The sequence below is a fragment of the Lamprobacter sp. genome (assembly GCF_034860625.1).
GTDB lineage: Bacteria > Pseudomonadota > Gammaproteobacteria > Chromatiales > Chromatiaceae > Lamprobacter.
Genome location: NZ_JAYESN010000046.1, coordinates 22,902 through 37,867 on the forward strand (window position 1 = coordinate 22,902; position 14,966 = coordinate 37,867).

At 61.8% G+C, this 14,966-nt stretch carries 17 protein-coding genes; 6 read left to right on the forward strand and 11 right to left on the reverse strand.

Annotation, left to right across the window (positions count from 1 at the left end; all coding sequences use genetic code 11):
• Positions 1–48 precede the first annotated feature (48 nt).
• Together VBE63_RS13410 and VBE63_RS13415 are read right to left on the reverse strand one after the other, a co-directional pair.
• The gene (locus VBE63_RS13410; protein ID WP_323683536.1) at positions 49–489 is read right to left on the reverse strand and encodes a response regulator; all 441 of its coding nucleotides are present in this window, start codon (positions 487–489) and stop codon (positions 49–51) included.
• Positions 486–1,805: a sensor histidine kinase gene (locus tag VBE63_RS13415; RefSeq protein WP_323683537.1), complete on the reverse strand. Its 1,320-nt coding sequence runs from the start codon at positions 1,803–1,805 to the stop codon at positions 486–488. Before VBE63_RS13415 ends, VBE63_RS13410 begins: the two co-directional genes overlap by 4 nt.
• A 110-nt stretch (positions 1,806–1,915) precedes the next feature.
• On the opposite strand from VBE63_RS13415, the gene VBE63_RS13420 reads away from it, so the two are divergent.
• Both VBE63_RS13420 and VBE63_RS13425 read left to right on the forward strand, forming a co-directional pair.
• A complete protein-coding gene (locus VBE63_RS13420; protein ID WP_323683538.1) occupies positions 1,916–2,581 on the forward strand; it encodes a sulfotransferase family 2 domain-containing protein in 666 nt (221 codons plus the stop codon).
• Positions 2,578–2,796, forward strand: coding sequence for a hypothetical protein (locus VBE63_RS13425; RefSeq protein ID WP_323683539.1), 219 nt, complete (start codon positions 2,578–2,580; stop codon positions 2,794–2,796). Before VBE63_RS13420 ends, VBE63_RS13425 begins: the two co-directional genes overlap by 4 nt.
• A 150-nt stretch (positions 2,797–2,946) precedes the next feature.
• Here VBE63_RS13425 and VBE63_RS13430 read toward each other — a convergent pair whose 3' ends face one another.
• The 9 genes from VBE63_RS13430 to VBE63_RS13470 all read right to left on the reverse strand — a co-directional run bounded on the left by VBE63_RS13430 (position 2,947) and on the right by VBE63_RS13470 (position 8,984).
• Positions 2,947–3,561, reverse strand: a complete 615-nt coding sequence (locus VBE63_RS13430; RefSeq protein ID WP_323683540.1) for a fasciclin domain-containing protein — start codon at positions 3,559–3,561, stop codon at positions 2,947–2,949.
• Positions 3,562–3,857: 296 nt separating this feature from the next.
• Positions 3,858–4,862, reverse strand: coding sequence for a tyrosine recombinase XerC (xerC, locus tag VBE63_RS13435; RefSeq protein ID WP_323683541.1), 1,005 nt, complete (start codon positions 4,860–4,862; stop codon positions 3,858–3,860).
• 6 nt (positions 4,863–4,868) lie between these two features.
• Positions 4,869–5,552, reverse strand: a complete 684-nt coding sequence (locus VBE63_RS13440) for a DUF484 family protein (protein ID WP_323683542.1) — start codon at positions 5,550–5,552, stop codon at positions 4,869–4,871.
• Positions 5,552–6,382: a diaminopimelate epimerase gene (gene dapF / locus VBE63_RS13445; protein WP_323683543.1), complete on the reverse strand. Its 831-nt coding sequence runs from the start codon at positions 6,380–6,382 to the stop codon at positions 5,552–5,554. Before dapF ends, VBE63_RS13440 begins: the two co-directional genes overlap by 1 nt.
• Entirely contained in the window at positions 6,382–6,537 is a 156-nt protein-coding gene (locus tag VBE63_RS13450; RefSeq protein WP_323683544.1) for a hypothetical protein, read from the reverse strand. The genes dapF and VBE63_RS13450 overlap by 1 nt, the downstream gene beginning before the upstream one ends.
• The gene (gene lysA, locus VBE63_RS13455) at positions 6,534–7,844 is read right to left on the reverse strand and encodes a diaminopimelate decarboxylase (RefSeq protein WP_323683545.1); all 1,311 of its coding nucleotides are present in this window, start codon (positions 7,842–7,844) and stop codon (positions 6,534–6,536) included. Before lysA ends, VBE63_RS13450 begins: the two co-directional genes overlap by 4 nt.
• A 24-nt stretch (positions 7,845–7,868) precedes the next feature.
• On the reverse strand, positions 7,869–8,090 hold the full coding sequence (gene lptM / locus VBE63_RS31410; protein WP_416274548.1) for an LPS translocon maturation chaperone LptM: 222 nt from the start codon (positions 8,088–8,090) through the stop codon (positions 7,869–7,871).
• A 23-nt stretch (positions 8,091–8,113) separates the two neighbouring features.
• A complete protein-coding gene (locus VBE63_RS13465) occupies positions 8,114–8,239 on the reverse strand; it encodes a hypothetical protein (RefSeq protein ID WP_323683546.1) in 126 nt (41 codons plus the stop codon).
• A 130-nt stretch (positions 8,240–8,369) separates the two neighbouring features.
• Positions 8,370–8,984 carry a L,D-transpeptidase family protein gene (locus tag VBE63_RS13470; protein ID WP_323683547.1) on the reverse strand — a complete coding sequence of 205 codons (615 nt, stop codon included), beginning with the start codon at positions 8,982–8,984 and terminating at the stop codon, positions 8,370–8,372.
• Positions 8,985–9,188: 204 nt separating this feature from the next.
• Between VBE63_RS13470 and VBE63_RS13475 the strand changes: the two genes are divergently transcribed.
• The 4 genes from VBE63_RS13475 to VBE63_RS13490 all read left to right on the forward strand — a co-directional run bounded on the left by VBE63_RS13475 (position 9,189) and on the right by VBE63_RS13490 (position 14,559).
• Positions 9,189–10,229, forward strand: a complete 1,041-nt coding sequence (locus tag VBE63_RS13475) for an alpha/beta hydrolase (RefSeq protein ID WP_323683548.1) — start codon at positions 9,189–9,191, stop codon at positions 10,227–10,229.
• A 193-nt stretch (positions 10,230–10,422) separates the two neighbouring features.
• A complete protein-coding gene (locus VBE63_RS13480; protein WP_323683549.1) occupies positions 10,423–12,036 on the forward strand; it encodes an SDR family oxidoreductase in 1,614 nt (537 codons plus the stop codon).
• Positions 12,037–12,123: 87 nt separating this feature from the next.
• Complete coding sequence (locus VBE63_RS13485) at positions 12,124–13,908, forward strand: AAA family ATPase (RefSeq protein ID WP_323683550.1); 1,785 nt, start codon at positions 12,124–12,126, stop codon at positions 13,906–13,908.
• 261 nt (positions 13,909–14,169) lie between these two features.
• The gene (locus tag VBE63_RS13490) at positions 14,170–14,559 is read left to right on the forward strand and encodes an HPP family protein (protein WP_323683551.1); all 390 of its coding nucleotides are present in this window, start codon (positions 14,170–14,172) and stop codon (positions 14,557–14,559) included.
• The last annotated feature ends 407 nt before the right edge of the window (positions 14,560–14,966 follow it).

A 14,966-nucleotide genomic window follows, 5' to 3' on the forward strand; every position in this document is an offset into this window, starting at 1 on the left:
AGCCGGGGGCCGGACCGCTCTCCACAGGAGCCGCAGTGGCTAACCAGGCTACTGCGGCAGCTTCACCACCGTAAACCAATAGCGCTCCATGCCCTGGATGGCATGGATGAGCTGGTCGAGATCGACAGGCTTGACGACATAGCCGGCCGCGCCCAGGCCATAGCTCTCGACGATGTCGCGCTCGACATCAGAGGTGGTCAAGACTACCACCGGAATGGGCCGAAGACTGTCATCCTGCTTCACCTCCTGCAAAAATTCCCGACCATTCATCCGTGGCATGTTCAGATCAAGCAAGATCAGATCTGGACGGGGCACCGCGGCAAAGGCCTCGGTCTCGCGACGCAAGAACTTGAGCGCTTCGACCCCATCGACCACATGGTGCAGGGTGACCAGCAAGCGACTCTCCTCAAACGCCATCCGCACAAGGTCAGCATCCGCCGTTTCATCCTCGACGAGCAAAACGGTAAACACCGGTTGATTGATGATCATGACGACAGATCCTCGGGCGAAAAGTCTAGAACGATGGTGGTCCCGCCACCCGGCGTCTCCTCGGCGGTTGCACGACCGCCAACACTCTCCATGATCCGTCTCACGATCGCCAGTCCGATGCCGGTGCTCGATGCCGAGGTGGGCGGGCTGAGCTGCTCGAAGACGCCGAAGACGCGTTCGCGATAGGACACTGAAATACCTGGACCATTGTCGACAACCAACAATTGCAGCCGGCCCGATGGAGCACGAGTGAAGACGCGAATCTCGAGCGGCTGATCTGGCGCCGAGTGCTCGATCGCATTCTCGAGCAGGCAGCCTAGACAATAGCTCAGCCATTGATGGTCGAGGGGAATGTGCGGCAGTTCAGCCACTGACAAGGTCATGGGCGCCCGCGAGGGCCGATCATCAGCCAAGGCTGCGAACAGCTCCCGCGTTAACCCGGCTGAATCAACAACGCCGTGCCGCGCGCTGGCCTGGCCCGCAGCCAGATACAGCTGCATGTCGCGCACCAGAGTGCGTTGCCGAATCGCCTGCGCCTCGAGCGTCAGCGCCAAGGGCTCCAGTTCCGCCAGCCGCGCTCCGCGCTCGAGCCGACGTCGGATCAGACCGGCATAGCTGGCCATGCGTCGGCAGGGCTCCTGCAGATGATGGGCGGCAACCTCGGTGAAGCGCTGCAACGCCCCATTGGCCTGGGCGTTTTTCTCCAACAATTGCTTGGCGGTGGCCTCCGCCTGCCGCCGTCGTCGCGCATCCCGAGCGAGCATCGCACTCAACAGCAGTAAGAGGGCAACGCTGACCAGGAGGATCAGGATGGTACGCCGATCCTGTACTCGACGCTCGGCGACATAGGCAGCGATCTGTGATGATTGCAGATCCACCTTATCTTCAAGCCCGCTCTGGTAATGCCAAAAAGGATCATTCGCCTCCCGCATCTCGGTGAGATCGGCGATGATCGACAACAGCAGGGTCTTACCATCGAGTTTGAGTGGCGAGGACCAAACCGCGACCTTGCGCTCCTCGTCGGACGCAAGTCGATGGCGAAAGACAAAATGTGAGCGCTCACCGGTTTGTGCGCGCGCCATCTCGGCATCCAGACGCAAGGGCGCCAGGGTACTGATGTCCTGGATACGCAGCTCGCGCAAGCGTTCCAGCGGATAGCCGTAAAAGCGCGCCGCCGCCGCGTTGGCATCATGGATTGCTCCACTCCCCGGGTCGACCAGCAACATGGTCGCCGCATGCTGTCGAAAGACATCGGAAAAGCGGGGCTCGGCCTGGGCTGGACTCCAAGCCTGAGTGCAGGTGATGCCAACCAGCATCACTAGGCGGAAAAGCCAAACGACACCGGCTCCAGTGCAGAGATGTGGCGCTGTGTCGCTGATATCATGATTCCACGCAGATCAACAGGCCTGCCAGTATACAATGCCCTATGCTGCTCTCCATTAAGCACCAGTTCCTGTTCATTCATATCGCCAAGACCGGCGGGACCAGCGTGCGCGCCGCCTTGGCACCTCGGCGTTGGGCCGACCCCTGGTATTGGCCAATGTTCCTCTGCAGCCGATTCAGCCATCTCAGCGGCCATCGCATCGCCACCAAGCTGCCACGTCATGCCAAGGCTATCGCCGCTCAGGAGCTATTGCCGCGCGAGCGCTTCGTGGCGTTGTTCAAGTTTGCCTTCGTCCGCAACCCTTGGGATCTACAGGTCAGCTCCTTTCACCATATTCGTCGCGAGCGTCCACAGTACCTCGGGGGGCATCAGGATTTTGCCGCCTTCTTGCGCTGGAAGCTTGATCCCGAGCGACCACCACAATATCACCTCGATATCTCAATCGAGCGCCAGACCGATTATCTGATCGATTTACGCGGCAATCTGATCGTTGACTTCATCGGCCGCTACGAGCATCTCGAGCAGGACTTCAATGAGGCCTGCCGGCGGATCGGCATCCCGCCTCCCAAGCTCCCGCACCGTCGCCAGGCGACTGATCGAGCCAACGACTATCGGCGGTACTACGATGATGGAACCGCTGAGCTGGTCAGGCAGCATTTTGCAGCCGACATCGAACGCCTTGGCTACCGTTTCGACCCAAGCCCATGACCGGGATGAGCGAGAGCGACTACCGGCACATCCTCAACGAGTTGGAGAGCCTGCTTCAAGAAACCGCCGAGACGATCGAAGGCTTTCTCGACACCGGAATGGATCAGGCATTACCCGACGACTACCAGAAGCTGCTCGACATTCAGGCCGTGGCCCTGCGAGAGCAAGCGTTCTATCTGAACGCGCTGAGGCAGGAGCCGGCTCAGCGGCATTGAGATTGCCATCGGCCGGCCTAGGGATGGATCGGTATGAACTACCAGAGAAAGGCCCGATATACAGTCGCATATCGGGCCTAAGCCTTGTCCTCCGCAGCAGATTCAGCCGGGATGCAGCGCGCCCAGCTGAACGCAAGTGCAGCGCTGGGGTTACAGATTCACGCGATCGATGACGTGAACGATCCCGTTGGCGGCGTGGATGTTGCTGTTCACCACGTCTGAGCTGCCGAATCCAATGTGGCCGTCATAGCTGGCCGCCGGACCAACCGCGATCGAGGACCCATCAAGGGTTCTGGCCTCACGCATCTGCATCAGGTCGGTGGCACTGTAGCGGCCAGGCACGATGTGCTTGGAGATCAGCGAGGCCAGAGCCTCAGGATCGTTACGAAGCGCGGCACGCTGCTCGTCGCTCAGCTTGGCAAAGGCCTCATCGCTCGGCACGAACAGGGTGTAGGTGCCCGCCCCGCTCAGCAGGTCCGCCTTGTCCGTGTTCTGGATTGCAGCACGAAACTCGTCAAAGACGCCGGAGCCAGAGAGCACGTCGGCCAGGGTCTTGGAGCTTGCATAGCTCGGTACAGCGTCGACATCGCCGTATTTTCCAAGCACGTCGGCCGGCTTGGCGTTTTGCAGACCGGCATGGGCGCGAGCGAGGGTCTCTTCGTCGGCAAACTTGCTACCAAACGAAAGGGCGGTCAGCGGGCCTAGCGCAATGGTAAGGCCAAGAATGACAACAAGACGGTTGGAGCGGGTGGTCGTGTCGGTCATGGAGGGTTCCTCAAGCTGTCGATGATTGGCATTCAGGGACATGGACAAGAACCGAACAAGGAAGATTTTCAACTCTTCAAAGCCTAGTTTCTGTCCGCTACGGAGACGGATATTAGGACAGCCTGAGCAGTTGCCAAGTGAAACCCAGTTAAGAGCATGGTCTTTGACTTCCGCCTGTAGGCAGCGAGGAACGCGCGCTCCGAGAAAGCATCCAGGCGCTGGTCACCAACCAGTATCGTTGGTACCCCGCGGGGCTCGAGAGGAATCAATCAGTGCCTGCGCGAGCGCCCATGCGCTTAACGACGCTTGCGGGCGCGAGGATGCGCCTGGTCGTAGACCTGCGCGAGATGTTGAAAATCCAGGTGGGTATAGACCTGGGTGGTGGCGATGTCGGCATGGCCTAGCAGCTCTTGCACCGCACGCAGGTCACCCGAGGACTCGAGCAGATGGCTGGCGAACGAGTGACGCAGCAGATGCGGATGCAGGTTGCGGCCTGCGGAGCGTTGCTGCGCCCAGTGCTTGAGACGCGCCTGGACGGTGCGCGGATGGATGCGCCTGCCGCGTGAGCTGACGAACAGGGCCGGCTCATCAGCCGAGGCCAGCAAGGCTCGCACCGCCAGCCAGCGTGCAATGGCCTGCAGCGCTGCCTTGCCCACGGGCACCCGTCGGGTCTTTGAGCCCTTACCAACCACGGTCAGCATGGCATCGGCCGCATCGATATCACGCACATCGACCGCGATCAGCTCAGCGAGCCGCAAGCCTGACGAATACAAGAGCTCCACCATGGCGGTGTCTCGCAGCGCCAAAGGCTCGCTCTCGAGGTCTGAGTCCGCACTGGCAGCGTCTGGACCCTGTGCGTCAATACCAGCGCCAGCTGCGCTGTCACCATCGAGCAGCGCACTCAGCGTGTCGGCATCTAGACAGCCCGGCAAGCGTCTTGGACTCTTTGGAGCCCGCAAGCCCCGCGCCGGGTTATGCGACACCCGACGCTCACGCAGCAAAAAATCGAAGAACGTGCGCAATGCCGAGAGCTCACGCGCCAAGGTCCGACCACCGATGCCGCGACGATGGCGGGCCGCGATATAGCAGCGAATGGCCTCATCGCGAAGGTCCGGCCAGGTCGGGATGCCCTGCTCGAGCCGCCAGCCGCCGATGCGCTCGAGATCGCGCCGATAATTGCTCAGGGTGTGGGGCGATACCCGCCGCTCGTTGGCAAGATGGCTGCAGAAACGCGATAGCAAGTCATCGTTCGACTCAGGCGGCGACGTTAAAGTCTTCAGGGCGGTCAGGGTCGGCGCCATGATGGGTCAACCAGCCCGACTGAGGTGGGCGAGGCTGGCAATCTTGGCGCCGGCCACCGCACCCAGGCGCTCGAGTAGGTCGGTGCCCATGTCTGGGGCGAAGCGCTTCGGATCAGCACTGCCGATGGCCAGCACACCAGTTTGCTCATGCGCCCGGATCGGGATCAGCGCCGCCGAATGGATCTCGACCGGCAGCTCACCGAACAGCCCGCCGGACTGCTCGGACGCAAAGGGGCCGCAAAGGCAACGGTCGCGATCAATGAAATCAACGAAACTGCGCACCAACGGATCGGCCGCGCGCTCATTGGCATCAACCGGAAACAGCTTCACCGCCACAGCATCGGCCCTGAAATGCTCGCGCAGTGCTTGCTCCAGCGCGTTACAGGCATGCGTCAGATCCGGAGCCAAGATCAGTCGCAGGGTCAGCTCATGCAGGCGCATGAGCAGCGCCTCGTAATCGCGCGCCCGCGCCACCAAAAAATTGAGCCGACCACGCTCATGAGCGAGCTGCTCGCGCAGAACCGCCACTTGGCGTTCAATCAGCGAGGTCGCTCCAGCACTGCCGTGCGGCACATTGAGCTTGGCGAGGACATCTGGATGGCGCAGCAAGAAATCCGGATGCTGCATCAACCAGGCGGCAACCGTCTCCTCCCTAACCTCCGACGCTCGGTCATGATTCTGGCCTTTCATTACTCGATATACCCATCAAAAACGCGAACCGCCGGCCCCGTCATCCTGACACTGCTGCCCTCCCCGAGCCAATCAATGATCAGGGTCCCACCGGGCAAGCTGACGTCGACGCGCTCGTCGAGCTCACCCCAGAGGCGCCCGATCACCACCGCCGCGCAGGCACCCGTGCCGCAGGCCAAGGTCTCGCCAACGCCGCGCTCCCAGACGCGTAGCCGGATCGCGGTTGCGCTCTGACGCTGCATAAAGCCGACATTCACCCCGCGCGGGAAGAGTGGATCACGTTCGATGCGCGGGCCTAGCTCCGACACCGGCGCTTGGTCCAGATCATCGGTGACCGCTAGCACCGCGTGCGGATTCCCCATCGACACAGCGCCAATCCGCAACGCTCGACAGCCAGCCCCGAGATCGTAGGCCGGCGCGCGCGCGCGCGCCGCAAGCGGGATAGCGGCAGGGTCAAACCGCGGTAGCCCCATGTCCACGCTCACTTGCCCGTCAGGCCGCAGTTCTAAAGTAATGGGACCCGCCGCAGTTCCAACGCGAATCGAGTCGGCAGAGGTCAGACCCTCGTCACGAACGTAGCGCGCGAAACAGCGCGCGCCATTCCCGCATTGCTCAACCTCGGCGCCATCGGCGTTGAAGATCCGATAGTGGAATGCAGTGTCTTCCGAGCGTGGCGGCTCAACCAGTAGCACCTGATCGCAGCCGATGCCAAAGTGCCGATCGGCCAGCCGGCGAATCTGGCCGGCACTCAAGTCAATCTGCTGCCGAATCGCGTCGATGACGACGAAATCATTGCCAAGCCCCTGCATCTTGGTAAAACGCATCCGCATCAGGGCAACCTGCTTAAGCGGGCGCGATGGCGGTCGCTGACCCGCTGGACCGCTGGCCATAACCGCAGGAACAGCGCGTTGGATTCCCTGAAATCGGCTGCAGCATCGGCATGGGCCTGGGTGCCCATCGGCTCAGGCTCGGATGCCCATTTCATGGCAGGATCTCCTCGCCGGCAAACAGCTCGCTGATCGACTCTCGCCGACGGACCAGATGGACCTGATCGCCATCGACCATCACCTCGGCGGCACGCGGACGACTGTTGTAGTTAGAGCTCATCGAGAATCCATAGGCACCACTGCCGCGGATCGCGAGTAGGTCTCCTTCAGTCAGCGCCAGCCGCCGCGCTCGGCCCAGGAAATCGCCAGTCTCGCAGACGGGACCGACGATCTCGTAGAGCTCGGGGGCTGATTCCTGCGTCTGCTCGCTCGGCAGGTTGTCCAGGGAGATGCCCGAGCGCTCAGCCGACTCGCCCCTGCTTGGACTGCGCACCGGCAGGATCTCCTGCTCGGCGCCATAGAGGGCCGGGCGCAGCAGGTCATTCATCGCCGCATCGACGATGGCAAAGCGATGGGTAGGGGTTGGCTTGAGATACTCAACGCGCGTCAAGAGCAGGCCGGCATTCCCGGCGATCGCCCGCCCAGGCTCAAGGATGATCTCAAACGAACGTCCGCCCAGTCGCTCTAAGAGGGCAGCCGCATAGGCATCCGGCAACGGCGGGTCTTCATCTCGATAACGGATGCCGAGGCCACCCCCTAGATCCAAGTGCTCAATCGGGATCGCCAGCTCGGCAAGGCGATCGGCGAGCAGTAGCACGCGGTCTAAGGCATCGAGAAAGGGGCCGATGCTAGTCAGCTGGGAGCCGATATGGCAGTCGATCCCGACCAGGCGCAGACCAGGCTGATGGGCTGCGGCGCGATACACCGCCTCGGCCGCCTTGATGTCGATCCCGAACTTATTCTCCTTGAGTCCGGTCGAGATATAGGGATGCGACTGCGCATCGACATCGGGATTGACCCGCAGCGAGACCGGCGCCACCTGGCCCCGCTCAAGGGCGATGGCGTTGATGCGTGCGAGCTCCGATTCCGACTCGACGTTAAAGCAACGGATACCCACCTCGAGCGCGCGATGGATCTCATCGGCGCGCTTGCCAACGCCGGAGAAAATGATCTTGCCCGGATCACCGCCGGCCGCCAGCACCCGCTCCAGCTCACCAACCGAGACGATATCGAAGCCAGCGCCTAGGCGCGCAAGCAGGTTCAAGACCGCCAAGTTGGAGTTGGCCTTCACCGCGAAGCAGATCAGGTGCGGGCGCGCCCCGAAGGCGTCATCAAAGGCGCGCCAGTGCCGGGTAAGGGTTGCGCGCGAGTAAACGTAGCAAGGGGTGCCAAACTGCTCGGCGATGGCGCTCAGTGGCACCTGCTCGGCGCAGAGCTGCTCCCCTTGGTAATTGAAATCATCCATATTGAAATCATCCATAAGCGAAGGTTAAAGGCTCTCCGTCTCGGGCGCGACGACTGGCACATCCTCGAGTGCCTCCAGACCCTCGTCGGAGGTACCCGGACCAGGAGTCGACGCTGATTGGCTGGATGCTTGCGCGGCATCGTCCGGCAGATACAAGGGACCTTTTTGGCCACAGGCGGCCAGCATGTGACCCAGCGCTAAGGCCGTGATCACTAGATACAACAGATAACGAGCCCAGCAGTGCATGCGTGCATACGCTCCGATCGCCTCTATTTGCCAAGCACCGCCTTGACCACGCCCACTACCTTATCCTGCAACTCTTTGGCCCAGGGTGGTTGGGGAAGATTCCAACCGATCATGATCCCGATCAGAACCCAAAATAGCGCAAACAACATCTGTCATCTCCACTGCCGTCTAGCGGCATCCGCTGTCATCTCTCAGATTGCGCCCAGTATGGACCAAGCGCGGTCAGGCGAACATGCACCACTGCCGCAAGCCCTAGACGATGAAGGGCCCAGGACAACCCTAGGGCAAGATGGTAATCGGCGTCCCATCGCGGACTAGACGCCAGATCTCGTCCATCTCCTCATTGCCAACGGCGATACAACCATCGGTCCAGTCCCGACTCCGATACTCAGCCGCCAGGCGCGGCGAAGAGAGCCAGTTGGGCAGACCATGGATCATGATCATGCCGCCCGGCGAAACCCCATGGGCGCGGGCGACGGTGCGATCAAGCTCGTTGGGATAGGACACATGGATGGACTTGTAGTACGAGCTGTTCGGATTACGCCAATCCAGCACATAATTGCCTTCCGGGGTGCGCTGATCACCCTCTTGAAACTTATGGCCGCGCGGTTGATCGCCAAGCGAGATGCGATAGGTGCGATAGACGGCGCCATCCTTGTGCAGCTCCATGCTGCGCTCAGCCTTCTTCACGAGCACCTGATCCACATAGGGGCTTGTCGTCGCCGGAGGCGGCTTGGACGCACAACCGCCCTGCAGAACGGCGGCAAGCAAGGCGACTAGGAGCAGGATCAGCGGGGGCTGCAACCGTCCGCCGGTGGACCAGCCTCTGGATAGACGGCCATCAACGCCGGACGAGGCCGCACGCACGCCCAGAAAAAACCAGCGAAGGAACATCGTTAATCGCCTTATGCGAAGGTGTTAAACAACAAACCTAAGATCGATTCTACTCAAATTACGGCGCTAGAGATAGCGCCGGCTCAGGCCGGCATCCCGCTCTCAAACAGCACCACGCCTGAGTCGAGCATCAAGACGCTTGTGCTAGCATCCGCTCTGTCCGAGCCACGCCAGACTCTCACCTGCCTAACGCGCCCTTACCCTATGCGAACGCTACTGCGTATCCTGCTGAGCCTGCTGCTCTTGGTCGTCTTGCTTGGCCTCATTGCGATCTTGCTCGGCCCCTTCTTGATTCCTCCCAACGCGGCGCCGGGAGTGACCGATGCCGAGCAGGTCGCCGCTCCAGAAAGCCGGTTTTTCGCGCTACCGATCCGCGAAGATGAGAGCCAGCACGTCCACTTCATCGCCAAGCTCGAAACCGAGCCCAGGACCGAGCCCGAGGCGGACGGGCCTGCCTTCATGCTCCTGCACGGCTTTACTTTCAATCTCTTTACTTGGAGCCCGCTATTCGATGTCTTCGCCGAGCATGGGCCAGTCGTCGCTTACGATCAGCTGCCTTATGGTCTGAGTGCAAAACCGGTACCAGAGACCAGGCAGGGCCTCGAGATCTACAGCAAAGCCGCTGCAATGGAGCAGCTATTCACACTCGCCGATGCACTAGAATTCGACCAACTGATCCTCGTCGGCAACTCGTCGGGTGGCACCCTTGCTCTAGAGGCCGCGCTGGCCCAACCCGAGCGCGTTGCCGGACTGATTCTGATTGCCCCTTGGGTGTACTCAAAGCGGCCGATCTTGCCGGATTGGCTGGTCGGGTTGCCGCAGATGGGTCGAATCTCGCTCGGGCTCGCGCGCTACCTCGGTCGCAACAGCCCGCTGCTCGACTACGCTTACGCCGATCCATCGAAGATCGATGAAGAGCGGCGTGCGCTGACCGGCGCGCATCGGCTGATGGCCGGCTGGGATCTCGCCTGGGGTGCCCTACTGCAGCGCTCGCTGACCGATCCCGTGACCATCGCTGAGCGGCTCGGGGAGATTAAGCAGCCGGTGCTGGTGCTGACCGGCGATGCCGATCAGATCGTGCCGCTGAGCGATACCCTGGCCACCGCCGATGCGCTGCCGAATGCAACCTTGGTCCAGCTCCCCGGCTGCGGCCACCTGCCGCAGGAGGAATGCCCAGACCGGGTCGAGGAGGCCATCAGCAGCTGGCTCGAGACGCAATGGTTCAGCACCGGACCAACCCCCTGAGCGGCACTGCTATCGTCATTCGCCCTGACTCGCGGATACGAAAATCTTGTCGAATCTGGACTTTTGGGCCAGTGTTGTCCGGCGATCAGATCGAGCGGCTATGGGTTGCTTGACGGCCTCAAAGCCATGTTTGCCACCGAGCACACAGACTGGCTCATACTATTGGCGGAAGGCGCCTAATCCGGAGGCACTGATGACCCAAACGGCCGACCAACCCGCGCAGACAACCTCAAAGGTCGATAGCGAACAACACAAAGCAGACCAACGCATTGAGCGCGAACGGAGCGAAGCGGGCGAGCGGGCTGAGCGCAAGCAGGCTCAGCGCGAGCGGGGCGATGATGCAGCACCGCGCTGCCTGGTCTTTGGCGCCAGCGGCTATATCGGCAGCCACTTGGTTCCGCGTCTGCTGGACGAGGGCATCGCGGTCCGTGCGAGCAGCCGCAGCCGCGCGGTGCTCGAGGCGCGTGGCTGGGAGGGCGTCGAGTGCATCGCCGCCGATGCGCTCGATCCGGCGAGCCTGGATCAGGCGCTGGCCGGTATCGAGATCGCCTATTATTTGGTTCACTCGATGGCCGCTGGCAAAGACTTCGGTCGGCTCGATCTGGAGGCCGCGGCCAACTTTGCTGCTGCGGCTGAGCAGGCCGGGGTCAAGCGCATCGTCTACCTCGGCGGGCTGGTCCCGGACGATGCCGAGAGCGAGCACATCGTCTCGCGCCGCGACACCGGCGAGGTGCTGCGCCGCGGCTCAGTGCCAGTGACGGAGCTGCGAGCCGGCATCATCGTTGGCCCCGGCTCGGCCGCCTTCGAGGTGATGCGCGATCTGGTCTACCACCTACCGGTGATGATCACACCGCGTTGGGTGCAGTCCAAATCGCCGCCGTTGGCGCTGGACAACCTGCTGATGTATCTGGTGCGACTGCCGCAGATCGAGGCTGCCGAGAGTCGCATCTTCGATGCCGGCGGCCCCGAGACCCTGACCTATCGCGAGATGATGCGCATCCTGGCCGAGGTTGGCGGCCATCGTCCGCCGCTGATCATCCCGGTGCCGGTACTGAGCCCAAGGCTCTCGGCCTATTGGCTGCGCTTCATCACCGCAGTGCCAACCAATATCGCCCGCGCCCTCATCGGCGGCCTCAAACACGACTTTTCCGCCGACGACGCCGAGCTAAAGCGCTTGGTCCCGCAACAACTGCTCGGCTTCCGCGAGGCGGTCGAGGCCGTCTTCACCGCGGAGCGCGAGAGCGCACCCGTCGTCGCCCGCTGGATTGAAGGAGCCTTTGCCGTGCGTCAACAACGCATCGATTACGCCTACTACGCCAAACGCGCCGGCGGTAGCGCCCAGACATCGGCACCACCCAGCGCGGTCTGGGAGGTCGTCTCTAGGATCGGCGGCGACGACGGCTGGTACTATATGAACGGCCTCTGGCAGCTGCGCGACCTGCTGGATCGGCTCGCCGGCGGCCCGGGCGGGCAGCACGGCCGCCGTCATCCGACCGACCTGCGCGTCGGCGATCGCATCGGTTCCTGGAGCGTCATCGGCCTGGTACCTGAACGGCGCCTGAGCTTAGCCTTTGGCATGCGCGCGCCCGGCGCCGGGATGTTGGAGTTTGACCTAGAGCCGCGTGCCGATGGCGGCACCAAGCTCAGCATCACGGCTTATTGGCATCCAGCCGGCGTCTGGGGCCTGGCCTACTGGTTCAGCTTCCAGCCGGTGCATCAGTTCATCTTTAGCGGCACAGCGCGCGCCATCTGCCAGCGCGCGGAGACCCTAGGCGACTCTAAATCACGCACCAAATCTGTAGACTGACTCAAAGTCATCATGATCGCCGTTTCACCAAGCCGCTGAACTGATCCTGATCCTGATCCTGCGGCGTCACTGGAGGCCGTCGACAGCATGCATTTCCCCTATGGCCTCAGCGACTTCGCCACCCTCAGGCAAGAGGGCTATTTTTATCAGGATCGCACCGACCGCATCCCACAGCTTGAGGCCGCCGGTCGGCAACTGCTCTTTATTCGCCCGCGCCGTTTTGGCAAGAGCCTGCTGCTCTCGATGCTGGAGCATTACTACGACCTGAACCGAGCCAAGGACTTCGATGCGCTGTTTGGCCCATTAGCCATCGGGCGCAATCCGACGCCGCTGCACAATCGCTACTTCGTGATGAAGTGGGACTTCTCGCTGATCCAGTCACAAGGTGGGGTGCGCGAGATCGAGGCGGCGATCCATCGGCATCTCAATGACTGCATGCGCGACTTCGCCTACCGCTATCAGGCCGCGCTCCCGCAGGCGATCGACCTCCATCCTGAGGATGCGCTGACGTCATGGCGCACAACGCTCCGCGCCTTGAGCGCAACCCCCTACAAGCTCTACCTACTCATCGACGAGTACGACAACTTCGCCAACGAAGTCCTGATGACCGGGCGCAAGCAGGATCACTATGAAGCCCTGCTCTATGGCGAAGGGCTGTTGAAGACCGTCTTCAAGGCGGTCAAAGCCGCCGCCGGTGGCCTCGGGCTCGATCGGGTCTTCATCACCGGCGTCTCTCCCGTGGTGATGAGCGACATCACCAGCGGCTACAACGTCGCCGAGAACCTCTATCTCAACCCCGACTTCAACAGCCTGTGCGGCTTCACCGAGGCCGAGATCACGGCCATGCTCGCGCGCATGAGCGACGAGGGCGCGAGCTGGTCGGCGGTCGAGGCGCTCGAGACCATGCGCACCGCCTACAACGGCTATTGCTTCAGCCCCAAGGCCCAGGAGCGGATCTACAACCCGACGCTCAGCCTGTATTTCCTCAAGCATCTGCAACATACCAGCGAGTATCCCGAGCCGCTGCTCGATGAGAATCTGGCGATGGACCGCAATAAGCTGGTCTATATCGCGCAACTGCCGCATGGCGAGGAGCTCTTGATCCAAGCGCTGGCGGATGAACAGGGCGTGCCGATCCCGCAACTGGCGATGCGCTTCGGCGTCGCGGACATGCTGAGCGCGGTCAAGGATCAGCCCTTCATGGCCTCGCTGCTCTATTATTTCGGCGTGCTGACCTTGGGTGGTCAGGGCAAACTCGGCAAGACCCTGCTGCGCATCCCGAATCTGGTCGCCCGCGGGCTCTACATCGAACGCCTGCATGAGCGCTGGTTAACGACCTACGAAGATCGAGAGACCTCGCGGACACTCGCCGAAGAGGTCTATCTGCAGGGCGATCTCACATCGATGGTCGCCTTCATCGAATCGCGCTACTACCCGGTGCTCTCCAATCGCGATTATCGCTGGACCAATGAGCTTGCGGTCAAACTGGCCTTTCTGACGCTCCTGTTCGATGACCGCATCTACCTGCCGCTGTCAGAGGCCGAAGTCGATCACGGCTATGTCGATCTGGCCCTGATCGTGCGCCCGGACATGCGTCGCTTTCAGGCGCTGGATCTGGTGCTGGAGTTCAAATACGTCAGCCTAAAAGCCCTCGGACTCACAGGAGAGCAGGTGCGCACGCAAACCCCCGAGGCCCTGGCATGCGCGGCGCCGGTCGCCGAGGCACTCGCCGCAGCGAGCGAGCAGGCGCGCCGTTATGGCAAGGCACTGCGCAAACGCTTCGGCCTTAACGAGATTTGTCAGTTCGCGGTCGTCGGGATCGGGCTCGAGCGGGTGATTTGGCAGCGGTTGGACGCGGAGGCATCGGCATGAACGCAGACGACCCTTTCTCGAATGATGGAGTGCTCCAAACCTTCCGATCCGGAAGCATGGGTCCGCGGGCATCCATCGATCATCCATCGATCATCCATCGATCATCCATCGATCATCCATCGATCAAGCGTCCATCAGGCATCCGTTCAGCAGGCATTCAGCGGATGCGCCACAATCAGCACCCTCTCTCGAGCATCGACGACGCGTGCATCAGAGACCTAGACTCGACAACACAACATCAAGCCCCAAAGGAGACCCCGCATGCACGTCAGCGATTATATGACTGCAACCCCGATCACCATCGAGACCAGCGCCGACTATCAAGAGGCGTTCCAGATCATGGAAGAGCGCAATCTGCACCACCTGCCGGTGGTTGACGCCGAGGGTGGTGTCATTGGCATCCTGACCCGACGCGATCTGCAATTGGCCGCACGCTGTTTCAAGGAGGCACCCGCCGAGGTTGGTGAGGTCATGCACAGCCCAGTGACCACCATCACCCCCGATGCCGATCTTGCAGCCGCAGTCGAGCGCATGCGAAGCGATCGGATCGGCTGCCTGCCCGTGTCGACTGATGGTGGTCAGAACATCGTCGGCATCATCACCGAGACCGATCTGCTGCGCGCACTCGCGCAACTGCTCGCGGAACGCTGAACGATTGTCGACATCGCTGAGCCGTCAGGTCCCTATGCTCAAGACGCCGACCGAGGATCGCGATGTTTGATCGGCACGGGTCTTGATCATGCCGATGGCGGTTGCACCTGATCGCCAGACAAGATAAGCCGGTCCGCCTAGCCTGCCTGCAGTCGCCGAATCCGGCAGTCAGGTCAGGGCGACCGGCGATCAGCCACCGCGCCTCTGCTCTAGCCCTAGCGAAACGCCCCAACAACTGCTTGAATTCTCGTTAGAGTCGCCGTAATTCGGCCATAACCCTAGCGTTTGTCGGAGATAAGCACATGAGAATGGACAAGCTGACAAGCAAGTTCCAAATGGCCCTGGCCGATGCGCAAAGCCTGGCGGTCGGGCGTGACAATCAATTCATCGAGCCGGTGCACCTGATG

Excerpts from the sequence above, each read along its gene's own strand:
- VBE63_RS13410 (WP_323683536.1), bottom strand. The coding sequence starts at position 489 with ATGATCATCAATCAACCGGTGTTTACCGTTTTGCTCGTCGAGGATGAA.
- VBE63_RS13415 (WP_323683537.1), bottom strand. The coding sequence starts at position 1,805 with ATGCTGGTTGGCATCACCTGCACTCAGGCTTGGAGTCCAGCCCAGGCC.
- VBE63_RS13420 (WP_323683538.1), top strand. The coding sequence starts at position 1,916 with ATGCTGCTCTCCATTAAGCACCAGTTCCTGTTCATTCATATCGCCAAG.
- VBE63_RS13425 (WP_323683539.1), top strand. The coding sequence starts at position 2,578 with ATGACCGGGATGAGCGAGAGCGACTACCGGCACATCCTCAACGAGTTG.
- VBE63_RS13430 (WP_323683540.1), bottom strand. The coding sequence starts at position 3,561 with ATGACCGACACGACCACCCGCTCCAACCGTCTTGTTGTCATTCTTGGC.
- xerC (WP_323683541.1), bottom strand. The coding sequence starts at position 4,862 with ATGGCGCCGACCCTGACCGCCCTGAAGACTTTAACGTCGCCGCCTGAG.
- VBE63_RS13440 (WP_323683542.1), bottom strand. The coding sequence starts at position 5,552 with ATGAAAGGCCAGAATCATGACCGAGCGTCGGAGGTTAGGGAGGAGACG.
- dapF (WP_323683543.1), bottom strand. The coding sequence starts at position 6,382 with ATGCGGATGCGTTTTACCAAGATGCAGGGGCTTGGCAATGATTTCGTC.
- VBE63_RS13450 (WP_323683544.1), bottom strand. The coding sequence starts at position 6,537 with ATGAAATGGGCATCCGAGCCTGAGCCGATGGGCACCCAGGCCCATGCC.
- lysA (WP_323683545.1), bottom strand. The coding sequence starts at position 7,844 with ATGGATGATTTCAATTACCAAGGGGAGCAGCTCTGCGCCGAGCAGGTG.
- lptM (WP_416274548.1), bottom strand. The coding sequence starts at position 8,090 with ATGCACTGCTGGGCTCGTTATCTGTTGTATCTAGTGATCACGGCCTTA.
- VBE63_RS13465 (WP_323683546.1), bottom strand. The coding sequence starts at position 8,239 with ATGTTGTTTGCGCTATTTTGGGTTCTGATCGGGATCATGATCGGTTGG.
- VBE63_RS13470 (WP_323683547.1), bottom strand. The coding sequence starts at position 8,984 with ATGTTCCTTCGCTGGTTTTTTCTGGGCGTGCGTGCGGCCTCGTCCGGC.
- VBE63_RS13475 (WP_323683548.1), top strand. The coding sequence starts at position 9,189 with ATGCGAACGCTACTGCGTATCCTGCTGAGCCTGCTGCTCTTGGTCGTC.
- VBE63_RS13480 (WP_323683549.1), top strand. The coding sequence starts at position 10,423 with ATGACCCAAACGGCCGACCAACCCGCGCAGACAACCTCAAAGGTCGAT.
- VBE63_RS13485 (WP_323683550.1), top strand. The coding sequence starts at position 12,124 with ATGCATTTCCCCTATGGCCTCAGCGACTTCGCCACCCTCAGGCAAGAG.
- VBE63_RS13490 (WP_323683551.1), top strand. The coding sequence starts at position 14,170 with ATGCACGTCAGCGATTATATGACTGCAACCCCGATCACCATCGAGACC.